Here is a 19,231-nt window from a genome sequence, read left to right on the forward strand (position 1 = left end):
GCTTTGATGCTTCGGCGGCCTAGATGTCGCCTTGCTGGGCAGTTTCTTCGTTCCTTGGATTTAAGAATGTGTCCGTGATGACCGCGATCAGCAGCACGACGCCCTTGATCAGGTTCTGGCCGGCATAGGGGATGTTCAGGATGGTCATGCCGTTCAGCATGGTCCCGATCAGCAAGGTGCCGATGATCACGTTGACGACGCCGCCGCGTCCGCCCGACAGCCCGATCCCGCCGAGCACCACAACGAGAATGACGTCATAGATCAGGGTCGAATTGAAGATGCGGGTCGGCATCGAATTGACGGATGCTGCCATCACCAGGCCGGCGAAGCAGCCGATCAGTGCCGCTAGCACATATTGGAGCACGACAATCGGCCGCGACGGAATACCGGTAACGCGCGCGGCGAACGGATTATCGCCGATGGCATAGATGTAGGCGCCCCAGCGGGTCCGGCGCAGCAGTACGAACACCACGAGGCAGGCGATCGCAAACATCACAATCGAGGTGGGGATGCCGAGAATGCTGCCTTGCCCGAGCCGTTCGAACCCTGCCATGCTGTCGCTCCACTGCACGACGTCGAGCTGGAACAGCGCGGCCTGGCCGAGCCCCGCGACGAACAGGCCGGTGGCCAGTGTTGCAAACAGCGGGGGCACTTCGGCGTAGGCAATGAGCCAGCCGTTGACCAGCCCAATCGCAATCGAGAGCAGGCCGGCGGCCAGCAGCGATGCGGGGAGCGAGTGCCCGTTCTGCACCATCTGCAGCACGAGCCCGCCTGGAACCGCGAGCGTCGCGATCAGCGAGAGATCAATGCCTCGACCGATCACCACGATCGCCATGGCGAGGCCGAGGATCCCGAGCACGGCGACGTTCTGCAGCAGCGTCAGCATGTTGTCGGCGGTGAGGAAGCCGTTGAGGAAGATCGAGAATGCGAGGAACAGCGCCGCGAAGACGACGAACACGATTTCCTGCTGATTGAACCGAAAACGCTTCATCATTTGCTCTCATCGACTCCGGATTGAGCGAACGCGCCTGGCGACGTGCCCTCGATCCGATAGGTTTGCGGCAGCGCGGACAGGCTCTCCGCGAGCTGGTTCAGCAGTGCTTTGTCGTCGCAGCCGACCGACACGCGGACGACCGTGTTCAGCCTGTCATCCTTGTCGACCTGGATCTCTGCAGACATGGCCGTGCCGAAGATGCGCTCGATCTCTGTCCTCACCTTCTCCTGGATGGCGAGGTCGCGCAGCGTCGGCTTGAAGATCTTGCCGACGGCGGTGACCGGCAGCGCGTCCAACAGCACGACGCGCTTCGGCCGCGCAGGCGGTTCGTGGACGTTGAGTTCGAGATGTTCCTGCAGCCGCGCGATATCGATGGTCTGGTTCGGCGAGGGTACCACAAAAAGAATCGGAACCTCTCCAGCGTAGGCATCTGGCATGCCGACCGCCGAGCTTATTTGCACGCCGGGAAACGCATTCGCGACGTCTTCGATCGCCGCGGGATCGATGTTGTGTCCGCTACGGACGATCAGATCCTTTTCCCGGCCGGTGAGAACCAGCCGCTGATCTTCGGTGAGATAGCCGACGTCGCCGGTGATGATCCAATGATCGTCGGTGAGGACGCCGCGGTTGTGCTTGGGATCGACATAGCCAGGAAAGACCTGCGGGCCCTGGACCAGCACCAGGCCGCTAGTGAGCGGCGGGCACTCTCTGGCCATATCTGCATCCCCGAGCGCCACGATCCTGGTTTTCGCAAACGGCGCCCGGAAGCCGACGCTGCCTTGAAGCGGTTCGCCCCGTCCCGGATTGAAGGCGATCGCAGCGGCAGTTTCCGTCATGCCGTAGGTTTCGAACAGCTTGATTCCGGTCCGAGCCTGGAAGCGATCGCTGATCGCTTTTGGCAGCACCGCGCCGCCGGTCAGCGCCATCCTGACCGTGCTGATATCGCAGTTGCCGATCGGCACCTCGGCAAGCGCGGCGATGGATGTCGGCACGCCACTGACGATGGTCGCGCGGTAGCGTGCCACAGTGCGCCAGTAGTCGCGGATGGCCTCCGGGCTTCTCAGGCTGTAGGGCGAGGGGATGATGACATGGCCGCCGGCTGCAAGGATCGAAAGACCGACGGTCATGGTGCCGCCGACGTGAAACAGCGGAAATCCGTTCAAGGCGGTGTCCTGCTCGTCCAGCCCGTGAACCTGGGCAAAACTCCAGGCGGCATGGATCTGATTTCCATGCGTCAGGCGAACCAGCTTCGGACGTCCAGTCGTCCCTCCCGTATGAAACAGCGCGCACACCGACTGGCGATCGTGCGACGGCTCGAAATCCAGTGTGTCGCGCTGGCCTGCATTCGCCTGATCAAAGTCCACCAGTCGGCCCGTGAGACCGCCGCTCTCGCCGACGACCAAGATCTGCTGCAAGGCTCTGACTCGTGCGCCCACCTTGCTCGCCTTGCGCCAGATCGCCGGATCGGCGGATTCTGACGGGATCATCAGCACGGAGGCATTCTGCGCTTCGAGCAGGTCGACGATCGCGTCTTCGTTCAGCAGATAGTTGATCGAGCTTGCGACGCCGGCGACCTGGGCGCCGAGTAGCGCGGGAAATATCTGCGGCAGGATAGGGCAGAGCACCGCAACCGTCGGCCCGTCAGGTGTGATGCCGTAGGATCTGAATAAGTTCGCCGCGCGGGATATTTCGGCCAGCAGTTGACAATGTGTGAGGCCGACCTCAGGAGATTCGGGAGGAGTCATAACCGTCAGTGCGGGCCTGTCGGGGTGCAGTCGCGCCGTGGCTTCGAAGAGGTCATGGAGATTGCGTGCCGGGACGAGGGAATCGTAAGACAGACGCTCCAACGCCTCGATATCGGCAATGGACCTCACAGGTCTGGTGAACCTTGTCGTGATCGTTGAAGCCTGGCCGAAAACCATTGCTGCTATCCTTGGAGCAGCCGTTCGCGCGGTCCGGTGCCGACCCCGGCGCGTACAAACGCATCCCTCCCATTTTTTGTGTCCATAGCTTGCCATCCCCGATGAGGCTTGCCCGGGAGCGCAAAGCTTTTGCGTCTGCGCGCAAAGTTCGCTTGCGCAGCGCGGATGGAACTCTAGAATTTGATTGCTCGCGGATTTGTGCAGCGCGCAAGGGTCTCGCACCTGCAGCAAGGGCGACCAATGGATCTGGTGTTCACGACGGATGAGTTGGAGCCGTCCAAGCGCTACGCGGCTTGGCAGGATGCCATTTGCGACGTTTATGTGCATGTCGACGTCAACGCAGAACGGCGCTCCGACTATGAAGGCTTCGTCCGGGAAGCGCGGTTCGGCACTGTGACGATGACGGACGTGCTGTTGTCTGAGCAGAGGATCACGCGGCGCGAGCGACACATCGCGAAGCTCGACAAGGATTGTTACTATGTCGAGTTCGTACAGCGCGGGAAGGTCAACATCCTCCAGGCAAGTCAGACGCTGCTATCCAATCCCCGTGTCGGCGCGATCTTCTCGGCGTCCGAGGCCTATGATCTGGAATGCGTGGGGAAGGTCCGGTCGCTCTATCTGGAGATCCCGCGCAAGGAATTCGCGGCGCGATTCAGCGAGAGCAAGCTTCCCGTTGCGATGACCATCCCGACCGGGCGTGGGCTTGGCCGCATTGCCGCAGAATTCTGCGCGACCATCGCAGCCCAGGGATCATCGCTTGACGAGACCGTCAGATCCCGGCTCGGCACCGAGCTGATGGATGTCCTCGCACTTGCGCTCGATATGGGCGATAAGGACGAACTCTCGGAGGATGCCACTGCACAGAAGAGTCGTCTGCGCTCGGTCAAGGCCTGGATCGAGCAGCATCTCACCGATCCCGATCTTTCGCTCGAGACGATTGCGAAGAGCAACGGCGTCTCGTTGAGGCATCTTCATTATCTTTTTCGCCTGACGGACATGTCGGTTTCGGAGTGGATCACGGATCGCCGTCTGCACCGATGCTACGACGTCCTGACACGGCCGGAGCTGCGTTCGCTTTCGGTCACCGAAGTCGCCTATCGATTCGGATTCAGCAGCTCGTCGCACTTCAGTACAGTGTTTCGGAAGAAATTTGGACATAGCCCGTCTGACCTGCGGCGGCGCTAGGCCTATCGGAGGTTCGCAGAGAACATCGAGATCAGCACTCCAGAGATCGTCAGTCTCTCAGATCGCTTCCGGAACCATTCGGATCGCGCCGCACGGACACTCCTGGGCGCAGATGCCACAGCCTTTGCAATAGTCGAGGTTGATCTGAAAGCCGTTGCCCGGGCCAAGCTTGATCACGGCATTATCGGGGCATACGCCGTAGCAATTGTCGCACTCGAAGCAGTTGCCGCAGCTCAGGCAGCGGCGCGCCTCATAGAGCGCGTTGCTCTCGTCCAGTCCCTTGACGACCTCCTCGAAGGTCGAGGTACGACGCGCGGTTTCCAGGATCGGCTGCAGCGTCTTCGGCGCCTCGCCGTAATACCAGGTGTTGAGCTTGTCGGCCGTGGCGATCTCATGTTTCGGCGCCGGCACGTGCGCTTCGCCACGCAGCCAGGCGTCGATGTTGCGGGCGGCTTTCTTGCCGTGCCCAACCGCCACCGTGACAGTGCGTTCCGACGGCACCATGTCGCCGCCGGCAAAGATGCCGGGTACGCCGGTCATCATGTTAGGGCCGACCTGCACCACGCCGTTTTTCACGTCGATGCCGGGGATGCCTTCCAGCAATGAGAGATCGACGTCCTGACCGAGCGCGAGCACGACGGAATCGGCCTCGAGCGTCTCGAACTCGCCGGTCGGCTGTGGAAAGCCTTTGTCGTCAAGTTGCATCTTCTCGACGGTGATCGATCCGGCCTCGACATTCTTGATGGTCGACAGCCATTTCATCATGACGCCTTCGTCCATCGCTTCCTCCAGCTCGAAATCATGGGCCGGCATCTTCTCGCGGGTGCGGCGGTACACGATGATGGCTTCCTCCGCGCCGAGCCGCTTGGCGGTGCGCGCGACGTCGATCGCAGTGTTGCCGCCGCCATAGACCACGACGCGCCGGCCGAGCAGCGGCTTGTCCTCGCCTTCCATCGAGCGCAGCACCAGCACGGCGTCCAGGATCCTGGCGGCTTCTCCGGCCGGAATGTAGGCGCGCTTGGCGATGTGAGCGCCGACGGCCAGGAAGGCCGCATCGAAGCCGCCCTCGGTCATGACATCGCTGATATTGGCGACCTTGGCATTGTACTCGATGGCGACGCCGAGATCGGTGATGCGCTTGACTTCCGCATCCAGCACGTCGCGCGGCAGGCGGTATTTGGGAATGCCGAAGCGCATCATGCCGCCCGGCAGCGGACCGGCCTCCTTGATCGTCACGCCGTGGCCGAGCCGCGCCAGGTGATAGGCCGCCGACAGGCCGGACGGGCCCGCGCCGACCACCAGCACCTTCTTGCCAGACGGCTGTGCGGTCTGCTTGAACGACCAGCCGTTCTTGATTGCGAGGTCGCCCAAGAAGCGCTCGACAGAATTGATGCCGACAGACGAATCGAGCGCCGCACGGTTGCAGGCGCTTTCGCACGGGTGATAGCAGACCCGCCCCATGATCGCGGGCAGCGGATTGTTCTCCGTCAGCGCGCGCCAAGCGGCCTCGTAGTTGCCGCTCTCGGCGTAAGCAAGCCAACCCTGGATGTCTTCTCCGGCCGGACAGGCGTGATTGCAGGGCGGCAGCCGATGCACATATTCGGGCCGCAGCGTGCGCCATGATCCGGTGTGATTGATGAGCGAGGTGCCGACATCAAGGGTAATGGCAAAGGGATGTTCCATGATCGCGATCCTCACTCTTCGTCGGCCGCCGCGTTGCCCAAGCCGTATTCCGCGATGTTGGCGTCGCAGATCGCCTGCAGTCGTGCCACGCGGGGGTCTTCGCGGCCGCCTCGGAACAGATGTGCGAAGCGGCGTTGCAGCTTCAGATAGTCTTCCACCGGCACCTGGCGCCGGATCTTGCGCACCTGCGTGACCTTGCCGTGCTCCGCCTCGAAGATCGGATAGAGGCCGCATTCCACGGCAAGCCGCGCCAGGCGGATCGTATCCTGTGATGCCGCGCCCCAGCCGAGCGGGCAGGGCACGTCGATCTGGATATAGCGGGCGCCGTGAATGCTCATCGCCTTGATGACCTTGCGCTCGAGATCATGCAGATCGGCGACCGTCGCCGTGGCGACATAGGGAATATTGTGGGCGACGGCGATACGGGGCACGGATTTTCCGGTCCCGAACACATTGCCCGGCTCGGGCCCGACCGCAGGCGTGGTCGCGGTGCGGGCGGTCGGCGGCGTCGCGGAGGAGCGTTGCACCCCCGTGTTCATGTAGCCTTCGTTGTCGTAGCAGATGTAGAGCACATCATCGTTGCGCTCGAACATGCCGGACAGGCATTGAAAGCCGATGTCGGTGGTGCCACCGTCGCCGCCCTGCGCGATCACGCGCACGTTGCTGCGCTTCTTCACGCGCATCGCCGCCGCGACACCGGTTGCGACCGCGGCCGCGTTACCGAACAGCGAATGCAGCCAGGGCAGTTGCCAAGACGTCTCCGGATAGGGTGTGGTGAAAACTTCCAGGCACCCGGTCGCGTTGACCGCAATCAGGTTGTTGTTGGTGGCACGCATCGCCGCGTCGATGGCATAGCGCGCACCGAGCGCCTCGCCGCATCCCTGACAGGCGCGATGCCCGCAGGTCAACGCATTGGATCGATCGCGGGAGGCCTGAACCGAGCGCTCGGCTTCCGCGACCAGCCGGTTGCCGACGGTGAAAGTTCCCTTCTGATAGTATTTCAGCTTCTGGACGGCGTCCTCGGGGGCGAGTGTCGCGACGGGATCGGTCATGACATGTTCCTCGGCAAAATCCTTGGCAAGATCCTTGGCAACATCCTTGGGATCGCCTCACTCGGTGGCCGGCAGGCCGGATGCGATGGCGAGCTGGCGCAGAATGTTTTCGGCTGTCGGTCCCGAACGACGGCTCTTGCGCCTGCGATGGATCTCGCGGCCCACCACGCGCTCGTTGAGGTCGAGAAAATGTGTGCCTTCCCAGGGCTGCACGGTGGCCTGCCGGAACAGATGATGCAGCGAGGCGCGCGTGATCGGCCTGCCGCCGAGCCCCGCCACGGCGGAGTGCAGCCGCGGCGCACGAGGCAGATTGCGCAACGCGACGCCGACATTGTCTGCAAGCTGGCCGCCCATGCCGACTGCGACGCTCTTCTCGACCACGACGACGTCCTTGGCGCCGGCAAGCGCGGCGCGCAGCGCTTCGACCGGAAACGGCCGGAACGAGACGATGGTTACGAGCCCGATGCGGATGCCGTCGTCGCGCATCTCATCGATCGTGTCCTTGATGGTGCCGCAGACCGACCCCATCGCGACCACCAGCAGTTCGGCATCTTCAGTGCGATAGCAGCGCAGCAGTCCGCCGGATTCGCGCCCGAATTTCTCGGCGAACTCGCGGGCGAATTCGGGAATGAGCCCGAGCGCCTGGGTCTGTTTGTAGTGCGCGAGGAAACGGACCTCGGTGAAGGCGTCGGGCCCGACCATCGCGCCGATCGAGATCGGAGCTGCGGGATCCAGCACCTGCACGGGATCATAGGGCGGCAGATAGGCATCGACGGTCGCCTGGTCGGGAATGTCGATTCGTTCCACCGCATGGGTCAGGATGAAGCCGTCGACGCAAACCATCGCCGGCATCGACAGCTCTTCGGCGATTCTGAAGGCCTGGATGTGCAGATCGACAGCTTCCTGGTTGGTTTCGGCAAACAGCTGCAGCCAGCCGGAATCGCGCGCCGACATCGCGTCGGAATGATCGTTCCAGATATTGATCGGGGCGCCGATGGCGCGGTTGCCGAGGGTCATCACGATCGGCAGGCCAAGGCCGGAGGCGTTGTAGACGGCCTCCATCATGAACAGCAGCCCTTGTGAGGCCGTCGCCGTGTAGGCACGGGCACCGGCGGCGGACGCGCCGATCGCGACGGAGAGCGCAGCGAACTCGCTCTCGACATTGATGTATTCACAATCGACAAGGCTGCCCATCTTGATGAGTTCACCGAGGCCTTCGACGATATGGGTCTGCGGCGTAATGGGGTAGGCGCAGACGACCTCGGGCCTGCAGAGCGCGATGGCCTCGGCCATCGCGTGCGATCCCTCGATTTGCTTGAGCATCGCGGACTCCGTCTACGCCGCACTGGCGGCGTGTTGCTGCGACAGGACGAATTCGTAGGCTTCCACCGCCGCTCCGACATTGGCGGCGCCGACCTTGCCCGGAAACGTCTCCTCGATCGCGCGCCTGACGCTGTCGATGTGGACGAACCGGGTCAGCGCGGCAAAGGCGCCGAGCAGGGCGGCATTTGGCACCGGGCGTCCGACATGCTTCAGCGCCAATTCGGTTGCCGGCACGATCACGGCGTGTCCCTTGGGCAGCCGATTGACGGTCGCGTCGAGGTGAAGTTCGGCAAAGCTCTTATTGGTGTTGACAAGCAGATACCCGTCGCCAAGCAGGCCGGCGAACACGTCGACCACCTTGAACAAGGTCGGATCCTGGACGATCAGGCAATCCGGCTCGAGGACGGGCTCGCGCAAGCGGATCGCCTGGTCGGCAATCCGGCAGAAGGCGACGACCGGCGCGCCGGTGCGCTCTGATCCAAAACTGGGGAAGGCCTGGGCGTGGCGTCCTTCGCAGAAGGCGGCGACCGAAAGCATCTCGGCTCCCGTGACAACGCCCTGTCCGCCGCGACCGTGAATTCGAATCTGAAACATGGGCGTCCTTCGACCGTCGTGATCGGATGCAATGACAGATTGGCCCAGTGGCAAGGCAGCCACCTTGCGTTTGATCAAACTCTGTTCGCTGCGAGGTCGGCTTCTGAGGCTAAAAAATCGATTTTCGATTTTGTGTTGACCCGGGCGGGCTCTCTTGCGATCATCTGAAAATGGGTCCGCTTCAGTTTCATATGTCCGGAAGCTCCGGCGATGGTCCCCGCAGCCTGACCTCGGCCCTGCATGAACGCTTGCGTGCCGATATCTTGGCAACGCGTCTGCTTCCCGGCCAGAAGCTGCACATTGCGGGGCTGGCCAAGCAGTTTTCCGTGAGCCTTGCCGCCGTGCGCGAGTCCCTTTCTCGACTGGTTGCCGATGGGCTCGTGCAGGCATCCGATCAGCGCGGCTTCCGGGTGAGCCCGGTGTCGCTCGCCGATCTCGCCGACGTGACGCAGACCCGGATCGACATCGAGGGTCTCGCGCTTCGCCGCTCGATCGAGCGGGGCGACGAGGCCTGGCTCGCGTCGGTGAAATCCGCTTGGGCAGACCTGAAAGCCGTTCCTTATCACTATCCGGACGATCCGACGGTGCATTACGAGGAGTGGGTCGTCCGCCACCGCATCTTCCATCGTGCGCTCGTCAATGCCTGTGGCTCGCCATGGCTGCTCGGCTTCCGTGATGTGCTGCACGAGCAAAGCGAGAGGTATCGGCGCCTCGCGCTCCGCAGAGCGGTCGGAAAGCGGCGTGACGTCGAGGCGGAACACAGGGCCATCGTGGCTGCAGTGATCAAACGCGATGCGGATGCGGCAGTTCGCGCATTGTCAAAGCACTTCGGCATCACCAAGGAATTCGTTGAGCTCGCCGCATCTCGAATTGCGGAGGTCAGCGGCGGCCCCTGAGGATCAGGAACGATCCGGCAGGCAAGAAGCAAAACAAGAAGCAAAGACCGGGAGGAAACGAACAATGAAAATCAATCGCCGTCATGCGCTCATGTCGCTCGTCGTCGCCGCCATTCTTGCTGGGCCTGCGAGCGCGGCCGAAACCATTCGCGTTGGCCTGCCCACGAAGACCTATTGGCCGACGACGATCGCCGAGACGGCGGTGCGGCAGAAGCTGTTCGAGAAGGAAGGCATCCAGGCCGAGCTGACCGTCTACCGAAGCGGAGCCGAGACGTTTGAGGGTATGGCCGCCGGTGCCGCCGACATCATTCTCGATCCGCCGTCGCTGGTCTCAGCCGGACGGAAGAAGGGTGTGATGTCGAGGATTGTGGCCAATGCCTCGATGGGCAATTTTGGCTGGCAATTGATGGTCCCTACCAAGTCGACGCTCGACGTCAAGGATCTCAACGGCAAGAAAGTTGCGATCACTGCCGCCGGCTCTGGGTCTGACCTGCTGGCTCTGTGGACCATCCAGGACAGGAAGATCGACTTCACCCGCGTCCCGGTCGGTGGTGGCGGCCTGGTACCCAATCTGCTGGCCGGCAACGTCGAGGCGGCCGTGGTCTATTCGCCGCTGAGCTTCCAAATCTCCAAATCCGGTGAGGCGCGCACCATCCTCGACTACGCGACTGCGGTCCCGCCGAACCTCACCGCGGGCTGGATCGTGCTCGACAAGTTTGCCGAGGCCAAGCCGGAGATGGTGCAGAAGGCGTTGAACGCGCTCTATGGCGCGGTCGCGTTCATGCGCGCCAATCGTGACGTCACGGTCAAACTGATCGCCGAGCTCTATGAGATGCCGCCGGAGATCGCTGGCATGGAATATGACAACACGATCATGAAGCTCGAAACCGATGGCAACATGGGCGGCGACAATGTGACCGCCGCCGTGCAGTTGTCGCTCGACCTCGCCAAGCTTGGCGGGCTGAAGGATATCGTGCCGGTCGAGGACGTGATCTCGACCAGGTTCAAGCCGGTTCCGACCAAGCCGTGAACATGCAGAGCAGGCTCGCCATCCTCCTTGCCAGGATCGCGATCGTGATCGCGGTCCTGGGCCTATGGGAGGTGTTGTCCCGCACTGGCATCGTCAATCCGCGCCTGCTGCCGTCGGCGTCCGACACTTGCGCGACGCTCGCCGAACTCCTCCAGCGCTCTTCCGTGCAGAAGGATCTGATGGTGACCGCGACCGAAGTCCTGGCCGCGTTCGCGCTGGCAGTTCCCTTCGGGGCGGTGATCGGCTTTCTGGTTGCGGAAAACCGCTATTTCGCTGACGTGGCCAAGCCCCTGCTGTTTTTCGCCTTCAGCATCCCGAAGTCGATCTTTCTGCCGATGTTCATCCTGGTGTTTGGGGTCGGTTTTGCCGAGAAGGTCGGTTTCGGCTTCTTCTCCACCATCTTCATCGTGATCATGTCGACCACGACTGCCGTGGAGTCCGTCAAGGTCGAGCATCTCACAGTCGCGCGCTCCTATGGCGCCACGCCGATGCAGACCGCGTTCCGCGTCTATCTGCCGAGTATGCTGCCGGTGCTGCTCGAAGCGTTGCGGATCTCGATGATCTTCAATCTCACCGGCGTGATCCTCGCCGAGATGTACGCCTCGCGCGACGGCATCGGCCACCAGATCGCGACCTGGGGCGAGAACTTCCAGATGAAGCAGCTCCTCGCCGGGGTTGTCATGGTCGCCGCGGTCGCCATGACCTTCAACGAGCTTGTCAGATGGGTAGAGACGCGATGCAGCCATTGGCGAACGTGACCCCGTTGAAGCCTCCTGGCCGCGCCGGCGCGATCGAGGTGAAGAATGTCGGCCAGGTCTTCAAGACCCGGTCCCAGGATGTCGTCGCACTTGAGGACGTCTCGCTCGAGATCAAGCCGGGACGTTTCGCCGTGCTGGTCGGCCCAAGCGGTTGCGGCAAGTCGACGCTGTTGATGATGATGGCAGGGCTTCGTCAGCAGACCTCGGGCACGATCACCGTCAGTGGCGCGCCGATGCCGCAGCCGGACCCGAACAGGGTCGGCGTTGTGTTCCAGGAGCCCAGCCTGTTTCCATGGCTGACGGCGGAGGACAATGTCGAGTTTCCGCTGGCATTGCGTGGCGTGCCCAAGGCCGAGCGCCGGGCCAGGGCACAGGACGCGCTGAAGCTGGTTGGCCTCGATGGCTTCGGCAGGCGCCATCCACACGAATTATCCGGTGGCATGAAGCAGCGTGTTTCGATCGCGCGGGGACTGGTCCAGGATCCGCCGGTGCTGCTGATGGACGAGCCGTTCGCAGCACTCGATGAGCAGACGCGCATGACCATGGGTGACGAGCTCCTGCGCATCTGGGCAGCGACCGGCAAGACGGTCGTTTTCGTCACGCACAGCCTTACCGAAGCCGTCTATCTCGCTGACGAGGTGATCGTGATGTCGGCGCGGCCCGGCCGTGTCGTCGATCATCTCCAGGTCCAGTTGCCGCGGCCGCGCACCTACGAAATGCTCAGCGGCGATGTTTTCGGTGCGCTGCGCGATCGCATCTGGCGCCACATCCGCAAATCGGCGTGAGGCGGAGATGAGCATCAGGCTAAGTGCGAAGACGCTGCGATATCTGATCGTGATCGGCCTGATTGCGCTGTGGGAGCTTCTGCCGCGAACCGGTCTCATTCCCGAGCTGTTCTTGCCGCCGCTGTCAACGACGCTGATGGCCGGATGGACGGAGGCTGCTGAATACGGTCATGCGCTTGCCGTGACGCTCTACGAAGTCCTCGTCTCCATGGCGTTCGCCTGCGGCGGCGGCATTCTTCTGGGTGCCATCGTTGGCAGCCTGCCGCGCCCACGCATCCTGATCATGCCGATGGTGTCCAGCCTCTATGCGGTACCGCTCGTGATCCTCTATCCGGTCTTTACGGTGTGGCTCGGTATCGGATCCGAATCCAAGATCGCGTTCGCCTCGATCTATGGCTTCCTGCCGACGATGCTCGCGACGGCTGCCGGCATCCAGACCATCGATCCGCAGCTCCTGCTTGCGGCGCGCAGCATGGGCGCAACGCTGAGCCAGCGGCTGGTCCGCGTCATCATCCCGGCCGCGATACCGACGGTGCTATCAGGTCTGCGCGTCGGCGGCGCGCTGGTGATCGTGGGCGTCGTCGTCTCGGAGATGCTGATCTCCTCCGCCGGTATCGGCTATCTGATCTCGCGCTATCGTACAATCCTCGACAGCCCGCACGTGTTCGCCGGCGTTCTTCTCGTGCTGTTCATGGCGATCGCCTTCAATGCCGCGATCCGGTGGATCGAGCGCAAGGCGGCAATCTGGCAGACCGGCACGCGCGCCGGTCAGGCTGCTGACGACGTCCCGTCAGGCGCGATGCAGCCGTCGACTTGAGGTATCAGCGTGTACGATCTGACCCTGACCTTCGACAACGGCCCTGATCCTGTTGTGACACCGCGCGTGCTCGATATCCTCGACGCACGCGGGCTCAAGACCACCTTCTTCGTCATTGGCGAGAAGCTTGCCGATCCGGAGCGACGCGCCCTTGCAGTTCGTGCGCATGGAGAGGGCCATTGGATCGGCAATCATACTTTCACGCACAGCATTCCGCTCGGCGAGCAGCCGGACCGCGATGCGGCGAGGAATGAGATCGGCCGCACACAGGCCGCAATCGGCGATCTCGCGCATCCGCAACGCTGGTTCCGGCCATTTGGTGGTGGCGGCAATCTCGACGCGCGCCTGCTGAAGCCATCGGTCGTCGATCATCTCGTGCGCAACGCGCATAGTTGCGTACTCTGGAACGCGATTCCACGCGACTGGGACGATCCGGATGGATGGATCGAGCGTGCGCTCGACCAGTGCAGCCGGCAGCCGTGGACATTGCTGGTATTGCACGATCTGCCAACCGGCGCCATGGACCATCTGGAGCGCTTTCTCGATCGCGCTGACGCGAACGGCGCGCGCTTCCGGCAGGACTTTCCGCCGCAATGCGTTCCGATCCGCAACGGCGAGATCGTACTCTCAATTCAAGACTACGTTTCCTGCATTGAAGAGAGTAACCGGCCATGAAAATCGCGAGCTTCACCCACGCTGGCACAGCGAGCTACGGCATCGTCACCGACCGGGCCGTGATCGATGCGGGCAAGCGCCTCAAGGTCCCGACATTGAAGGAGCTGCTCACGAAATCTTCGGTCGACGAACTGAAGACGCTCGTGGACCAGCAGCCTGACTATGCGCTCGATGAGCTGACTTTGCTGCCGACCGTTCCTAACCCGGACAAGATCCTCTGCATCGGCGTCAACTACGCGACACATCTGGCCGAGAGCGGCCATCCCACGCCGCCGCACCCGATGATCTTCACCCGCTTTGCCAACAGCCAGGTCGGCAGCGGGCAGCCCCTGATCCGCCCGCTGGAATCCGAGCGGTTCGACTATGAAGGCGAGATGGCGGTCGTCATCGGCGCGGGCGGCCGCCGCATTCCACGTGAGGCGGCCTTCAGTCATATCGCCGGCTACGCCTGCTACAATGACGGCTCCATCCGCGACTGGCAGCGGCATACCTCACAATTCGCGCCCGGCAAGAACTTCGTCGGCACAGGCGGCTTTGGGCCCTGGATGGTCACCACGGACGAATTGACAGATATCAGCAAGCAGACGCTGATCACCCGGCTCAACGGCGTCGAAGTGCAGAAGGCGCTGATCTCGGACCTCGTCTTCGATGTGCCAGCATTGATTGCCTACTGCTCGACATTCACCGAGCTCGTGCCCGGTGACGTGATCGTCACTGGCACGACCGGCGGCGTCGGGGCCTATCGCAATCCGCCGCTGTGGATGAAGGGCGGCGACGTCGTCGAGATCGAGATTTCGGGCATAGGTATTTTGCGCAATCCGGTGAAGGACGAGGCACCCGGCGCTGCCGCCCGCGCGGCTTGAGTGCCGCCTTCACCAAGTATAAGGAGACCTCTCGTGCCGCTGCCAACACATATCCTGCCGACCACCGTCGTCGGCAGCTATCCGCAGCCGGAATGGCTGGTGGACCGCGCCATGCTGTCGAAGTCGGTGCCGCGCACGCGCATGCATGCGATGTGGCGGTTGCCTGCGGAGCATCTAGAGCAGGCGCAAGATGATGCGACCATCGTCGCGATCCGTGACATGGAGCGCGCCGGTATCGACATCGTGACCGATGGCGAGATCCGGCGAGAGAGCTATTCGAACCGCTTCGCGACGGCCCTTGAAGGGATCGATGCCGACAATCCCGCGATGATCACCGCGCGCACCGGCAACACCCAGACCCCTGTGCCGCGCGTCGTGGGGCCAGTGAAACGCAGGCAACCTGTGGAGTTGCGCGACATGGAGTTCCTGCGCAGAAACACCGATCGTGCCGCGAAGATCACCCTGCCGGGCCCGTTCACCATGAGTCAACAGGCGAAGAACGAGTTCTACAAGGACGACGAAGAGCTCGCGATGGTCTTCGCGCAGGCCGTCAATGCCGAGGCGCTTGACCTGCAAAAGGCGGGCGCTGACGTGATCCAGCTCGACGAGCCCTGGGTACGCAACAATCCGGAGCTTGCCAGGCGCTATGCCGTAAAGGCGATCAACCGCGCGCTGAAGGGCATCACCGTTCCGACGGTGGTGCACCTTTGCTTCGGCTATGCCGCGGTCGTGCCGGGATCGAACAAGCCGGCCGGCTATTCCTTCCTGGCCGAGCTCGACGACACCATCGCCGATCAGATCTCGATTGAGGCTGCACAACCGAAGCTCGACCTCGGCGTGCTGAAGGATCTCTCGTCGAAGAAAATCATGCTCGGTGTGCTGGATCTTGGCGACCCAAACATAGAAAGCGTCGAGACAGTGATGGACCGCATTCGTAACGGGTTGAAATACGTGGCGGCCGATCGCTTGATACCTGCACCGGATTGCGGAATGAAATACATGCCGCGCGCAACGGCGTTCGGCAAGCTCAAGGCAATGTGCGAGGCGGCGGCCAATCTACGTGCGGAGATCGGCTGACCCGTTTTCGTCCTCGTCGCGAAGGGCTCGCTCGATTGCACCCCGCAATCCGTTGCACTGCATCGGAACTCCACTGGCACGAAAAATGCTGACGTCATCCTCCGCCAGGGCGAGCGCAGATCTCGCCGGCTAGACGGAGGATGACATGAGAGCCCAAGTCTTGCGAGCGTATGACGAAAAATTGTCGGGAGAGCGATGGGTCCAAGAGGAACGCGTTCCCGATCCGAAGCTGACCAAATCGACCGACGTGATCGTGCGCATCGGCGGCGCCGGTGTGTGCCGCACCGATCTTCATATCGTCGAAGGAGTGTGGAAGCCCCACATGGATCCGACCGGCGACAAGCTCTTGCCGCTGATCATGGGGCATGAGAACGCCGGATGGATCGAAGATGTCGGCAAGGAGGTCGAGGGTCTCAAGAAGGGAGATCCGGTGATCGTCCATCCAAAGATCACCGGGGGCACCTGTCTGGCCTGCCGTCGCGGCTTCGACATGCATGGGCCGGGAAGCTTTCCTGGTCTCGACTGCAACGGCGGCTATGCCGAGTTTCTCTGCACCTCGGAGCGCAACATCGTGCCGTTGCCGCGCACACTCGCGCCGAAGGACGTTGCGCCCTACGCGGACGCCGGCCTGACGGCGTATCGCGCGGTGAAAAAGGCGACGCGCCATCTGCTGCCAGGTGAGACCTGCGTGGTGATCGGTGCGGGCGGGCTCGGCCATATTGGGATCCAGTGTCTGAAGGCCATGTGCGCAGCCGATATCGTCGTCGTCGACAAGTCCGAGGCATCGCTCCAACTTGCCAAGACCTCTGGCGCTGATCATCTCGTCAGAGCCGACGGCAACGAGGTGGAGGCCGTGGTCGATCTCACCTGCCGTAACGGCGCGGAAGCGGTGATCGATTTCGTCGGCGAGAAAGGCACCACCGCCAATGGACTCGCGATGACGCGCGCCATGGGCAGCTACTATGTTGTCGGCTACGGCGAAGACATTCGCGTTCCCACCGTTGACATGGTCATCACCGAGAAAAACATTATCGGAAACCTGGTCGGCACCTGGGCGGAGTTGACCGAGTTGATGGCGTTGGCTGACCGCGGCTTCGTCAAGCTGGCAACGACTGAATATCGTCTCGCCGACGCCAATCAGGCGCTGCATGATCTCAATGCTGGCAAGATTCACGGGCGCGCCGTTCTGATTCCGTGAGGTTGCCGTGCCAATCCATCGCGGGCGGAAACGTCCGCGATGGCCTCGCGCGATGCGCTCCGTAATTGCCTTATGCCTCTGGTCGCGAGCATTCTGTGACGCCGATTGGACAGGGCTCCTCACTCATCTCTCCTCGCCAATATGTCGACGCTGCGTTGCAAGGGGTGCTGTGCGGTTGACGCGTATGCGTGTGAGACTGAGTCGCAATTTGCGATTGTTGTCGCAATTTGCGTCTCGCCGGGCTGCGACGTCGACCCACTCCGCGCCACACGACCATCCGTTCTGCGGCGTTTTGGCTGGGAACTAACAAGACCAACTCAGATGCCGGTGTGGCACGTCCGTTGCTTAACGCAAGGGCAAGAGAAAAACGGCGACCGCGCACCTCAGCAGGTCGCGACAAGAACGAGGGAAGGGACGCCCAGGCGGAGAACGCAGCAGCGGCGGTGACCGATTGGGATCGAGGAGCAGCGAGGCTCCGGCGATCGCAAGTCATCCCAAAGCCTGTGCCCGCCGTTCCGAGACCCTTGCCGATATCCAGCGTGCGGCCGCGCGAGCGGTCGCAACATTGCCCGCGATGCGCGGGTAAGCGCCGCCCGGTCCGATCAGGTTCCTGTCGGGTGGTATATCGATGTGGTCTCTGACGTGAGCAGGAGGAATGAATAGATGTCCGGAACTTTGACACTCAACAAGATCACGGCCCAGCGCGGCATTCCCGTCGCTGAGGCGGCCAAGCGGATCGCCGATCTCGGATGGAATCCGTCCTACGTCCAGGAAGCGATGACCTTCCCGACCGACTACAAGATTACCAAGGCGCCGAAGGACCCGATGAAGCAGGTCCTGCGATCCTACTTCCCGATGCAGGAGGAGAAGGACAATCGGGTTTACGGCGCGCTCGACGCAGCGCTCCGCGGCGACATGTTCCGCAACGTCGAGCCGCGATGGGTGGAATGGATGAAGCTGTTCCTCGCCATCATCCCGTTCCCGGAAATCTCGGCGGCACGCTCGATGGCGATGGTCGGCCGGCTCGCTCCGGGTGAGGACTTAAGGACCGGCTTCACCATGCAGATGGTCGATGAGTTTCGCCACTCGACCATCCAGATGAACCTGAAGAAATGGTACATGGAGAACTACATCGATCCGGCCGGCTTCGACATTACCGAGGAAGCGTTCGGCAAGTGCTACGCGACCACGATCGGCCGGCAGTTCGGCGAGGGATTCATCACGGGTGACGCAATCACCTCGGCCAACATTTACCTGACGGTGGTTGCCGAGACCGCCTTCACCAATACGCTGTTCGTGGCGATGCCGTCGGAGGCCGCACGCAACGGTGACTATGCGCTGCCGACCGTGTTCCTGTCGGTGCAGTCCGACGAGAGCCGGCATATCGGCAATGGTCATTCCATGCTGATGTCGATGCTCAAGGAGCCGGAGAACCATCTCCTGATCGAGCGGGACCTCCGCTACGCGTTCTGGCAGAACCATGCGATTGTCGACGCGGCAATCGGAACGTTCATCGAATACGGCACCACCAACCGCGACAAGAACAAGGAATCCTATGCGGAGATGTGGCACCGCTGGATCTTCGAGGATTACTACCGGACCTACATGCTGCCGCTTGAGAAATACGGCATCAAGATCCATCATGATGACGTGCAGACCGCCTGGAAGCGCCTGACCGAGAAGCACTACGTCCACAGGGTCGCGCAATTCTTCGCGGTCGGCTGGTCGGCGAATTTCTGGCGCATCGAGGCGCAGACCGACAAGGATTTCGAGTGGTTCGAGCACAAATATCCAGGCTGGTACGCCCAGTTCGGCGAGTTTTGGAAGTGGTACGAGAAGCTGTCGCACCGCGGCCAGACCAATATTCTGTTCAACACTGATGTTGGTTATGTCTATCCCCATCGGTGCTGGTCATGCCTGGTGCCTTGCCTGATCCGTGAGGACATGGTCACTGATGAGATCGACGGCAAGCTCTACACCTTCGCGCATGAGCTCGATCGTTGGACCGCCGTCGAGGCGTTCGCGGGAGAGTACCAGGGGCGGCCGACACCAGCGATGGGACGGTTCAGTGGACGCCGCGAATGGGAGAGCTGCTACCACAACTGGGATCTTGCCGATGCCATCAAGGATCTCGGCTTCGTTCGCACCGACGGCAAGACGCTCGTCGCGCAGCCGCATCTTCGCTTCGACCAGAAGGAGATGTGGACCCTCGACGATGTCCGCGGCCATGAGCTGAAGAGCCCGCTGATCACCTTGCGGGAGATGACGCCGGATCAGCGTGAGGCGCATCTCGCGGACTACCGCAAGGGCTTCACCATCAACCGTTGCAACTGAGCATCACCGAAGGAGCCGGCCGCGCCGGCTCCTTCCCGTCCCACG

General features: G+C 62.3%; 17 protein-coding genes. 11 read left to right on the plus strand and 6 right to left on the minus strand.

Annotated elements, in window-relative coordinates:
- Nucleotides 1-19: 19 nt before the first annotated feature.
- A complete protein-coding gene (locus ACQR1W_RS25295) occupies nucleotides 20-991 on the minus strand; it encodes an ABC transporter permease (protein ID WP_434853337.1) in 972 nt (323 codons plus the stop codon).
- Nucleotides 991-2,916 carry an AMP-binding protein gene (locus tag ACQR1W_RS25300; RefSeq protein ID WP_434853338.1) on the minus strand — a complete coding sequence of 642 codons (1,926 nt, stop codon included), beginning with the start codon at nucleotides 2,914-2,916 and terminating at the stop codon, nucleotides 991-993. The genes ACQR1W_RS25295 and ACQR1W_RS25300 overlap by 1 nt, the downstream gene beginning before the upstream one ends.
- Before the next feature lie 240 nt (nucleotides 2,917-3,156).
- Here ACQR1W_RS25300 and ACQR1W_RS25305 point away from each other — a divergent pair, with 240 nt between their 5' ends.
- Complete coding sequence (locus ACQR1W_RS25305; protein ID WP_434853339.1) at nucleotides 3,157-4,101, plus strand: helix-turn-helix domain-containing protein; 945 nt, start codon at nucleotides 3,157-3,159, stop codon at nucleotides 4,099-4,101.
- Nucleotides 4,102-4,158: 57 nt separating this feature from the next.
- Here the strand turns inward: ACQR1W_RS25305 and ACQR1W_RS25310 are convergent, their stop codons facing one another.
- From ACQR1W_RS25310 to ACQR1W_RS25325, 4 genes are read right to left on the minus strand one after another with little or no spacing between them, the layout of a single operon-like run.
- On the minus strand, nucleotides 4,159-5,784 hold the full coding sequence (locus ACQR1W_RS25310; RefSeq protein ID WP_434853340.1) for an NAD(P)-binding protein: 1,626 nt from the start codon (nucleotides 5,782-5,784) through the stop codon (nucleotides 4,159-4,161).
- Between the two features lie 11 nt (nucleotides 5,785-5,795).
- Nucleotides 5,796-6,836: a thiamine pyrophosphate-dependent enzyme gene (locus tag ACQR1W_RS25315; protein ID WP_434853341.1), complete on the minus strand. Its 1,041-nt coding sequence runs from the start codon at nucleotides 6,834-6,836 to the stop codon at nucleotides 5,796-5,798.
- A gap of 57 nt (nucleotides 6,837-6,893) precedes the next feature.
- Nucleotides 6,894-8,159, minus strand: a complete 1,266-nt coding sequence (locus ACQR1W_RS25320; RefSeq protein WP_434853342.1) for a transketolase C-terminal domain-containing protein — start codon at nucleotides 8,157-8,159, stop codon at nucleotides 6,894-6,896.
- Nucleotides 8,160-8,171: 12 nt separating this feature from the next.
- A complete protein-coding gene (locus ACQR1W_RS25325; protein ID WP_434853343.1) occupies nucleotides 8,172-8,753 on the minus strand; it encodes a 2-oxoacid:acceptor oxidoreductase family protein in 582 nt (193 codons plus the stop codon).
- Between the two features lie 191 nt (nucleotides 8,754-8,944).
- On the opposite strand from ACQR1W_RS25325, the gene ACQR1W_RS25330 reads away from it, so the two are divergent.
- From ACQR1W_RS25330 to ACQR1W_RS25375, 10 genes are all read left to right on the plus strand, one after another.
- Entirely contained in the window at nucleotides 8,945-9,649 is a 705-nt protein-coding gene (locus ACQR1W_RS25330; protein ID WP_434853344.1) for a GntR family transcriptional regulator, read from the plus strand.
- Nucleotides 9,650-9,713: 64 nt separating this feature from the next.
- Complete coding sequence (locus tag ACQR1W_RS25335) at nucleotides 9,714-10,679, plus strand: ABC transporter substrate-binding protein (protein ID WP_434853345.1); 966 nt, start codon at nucleotides 9,714-9,716, stop codon at nucleotides 10,677-10,679.
- Between the two features lie 2 nt (nucleotides 10,680-10,681).
- Entirely contained in the window at nucleotides 10,682-11,437 is a 756-nt protein-coding gene (locus ACQR1W_RS25340; RefSeq protein ID WP_434853463.1) for an ABC transporter permease, read from the plus strand.
- Nucleotides 11,416-12,222, plus strand: coding sequence for an ABC transporter ATP-binding protein (locus tag ACQR1W_RS25345; protein WP_434853346.1), 807 nt, complete (start codon nucleotides 11,416-11,418; stop codon nucleotides 12,220-12,222). Before ACQR1W_RS25340 ends, ACQR1W_RS25345 begins: the two co-directional genes overlap by 22 nt.
- A gap of 7 nt (nucleotides 12,223-12,229) precedes the next feature.
- Nucleotides 12,230-13,039 (plus strand): ABC transporter permease, encoded by an 810-nt coding sequence (locus ACQR1W_RS25350; protein WP_434853347.1) that lies wholly within the window; start codon nucleotides 12,230-12,232, stop codon nucleotides 13,037-13,039.
- Between the two features lie 9 nt (nucleotides 13,040-13,048).
- A complete protein-coding gene (locus ACQR1W_RS25355) occupies nucleotides 13,049-13,714 on the plus strand; it encodes a polysaccharide deacetylase family protein (RefSeq protein WP_434853348.1) in 666 nt (221 codons plus the stop codon).
- Nucleotides 13,711-14,577 (plus strand): fumarylacetoacetate hydrolase family protein, encoded by an 867-nt coding sequence (locus ACQR1W_RS25360; RefSeq protein WP_434853349.1) that lies wholly within the window; start codon nucleotides 13,711-13,713, stop codon nucleotides 14,575-14,577. Before ACQR1W_RS25355 ends, ACQR1W_RS25360 begins: the two co-directional genes overlap by 4 nt.
- A gap of 33 nt (nucleotides 14,578-14,610) precedes the next feature.
- On the plus strand, nucleotides 14,611-15,654 hold the full coding sequence (locus ACQR1W_RS25365; RefSeq protein ID WP_434853350.1) for a 5-methyltetrahydropteroyltriglutamate--homocysteine methyltransferase: 1,044 nt from the start codon (nucleotides 14,611-14,613) through the stop codon (nucleotides 15,652-15,654).
- Between the two features lie 145 nt (nucleotides 15,655-15,799).
- Entirely contained in the window at nucleotides 15,800-16,852 is a 1,053-nt protein-coding gene (locus ACQR1W_RS25370) for an NAD(P)-dependent alcohol dehydrogenase (protein ID WP_434853351.1), read from the plus strand.
- A 663-nt stretch (nucleotides 16,853-17,515) separates the two neighbouring features.
- Entirely contained in the window at nucleotides 17,516-19,186 is a 1,671-nt protein-coding gene (locus ACQR1W_RS25375) for an aromatic/alkene/methane monooxygenase hydroxylase/oxygenase subunit alpha (protein ID WP_434853352.1), read from the plus strand.
- The last annotated feature ends 45 nt before the right edge of the window (nucleotides 19,187-19,231 follow it).

Source organism: Bradyrhizobium sp. HKCCYLS1011, from assembly GCF_051167795.1.
In the GTDB taxonomy this organism is placed as follows: domain Bacteria; phylum Pseudomonadota; class Alphaproteobacteria; order Rhizobiales; family Xanthobacteraceae; genus Bradyrhizobium.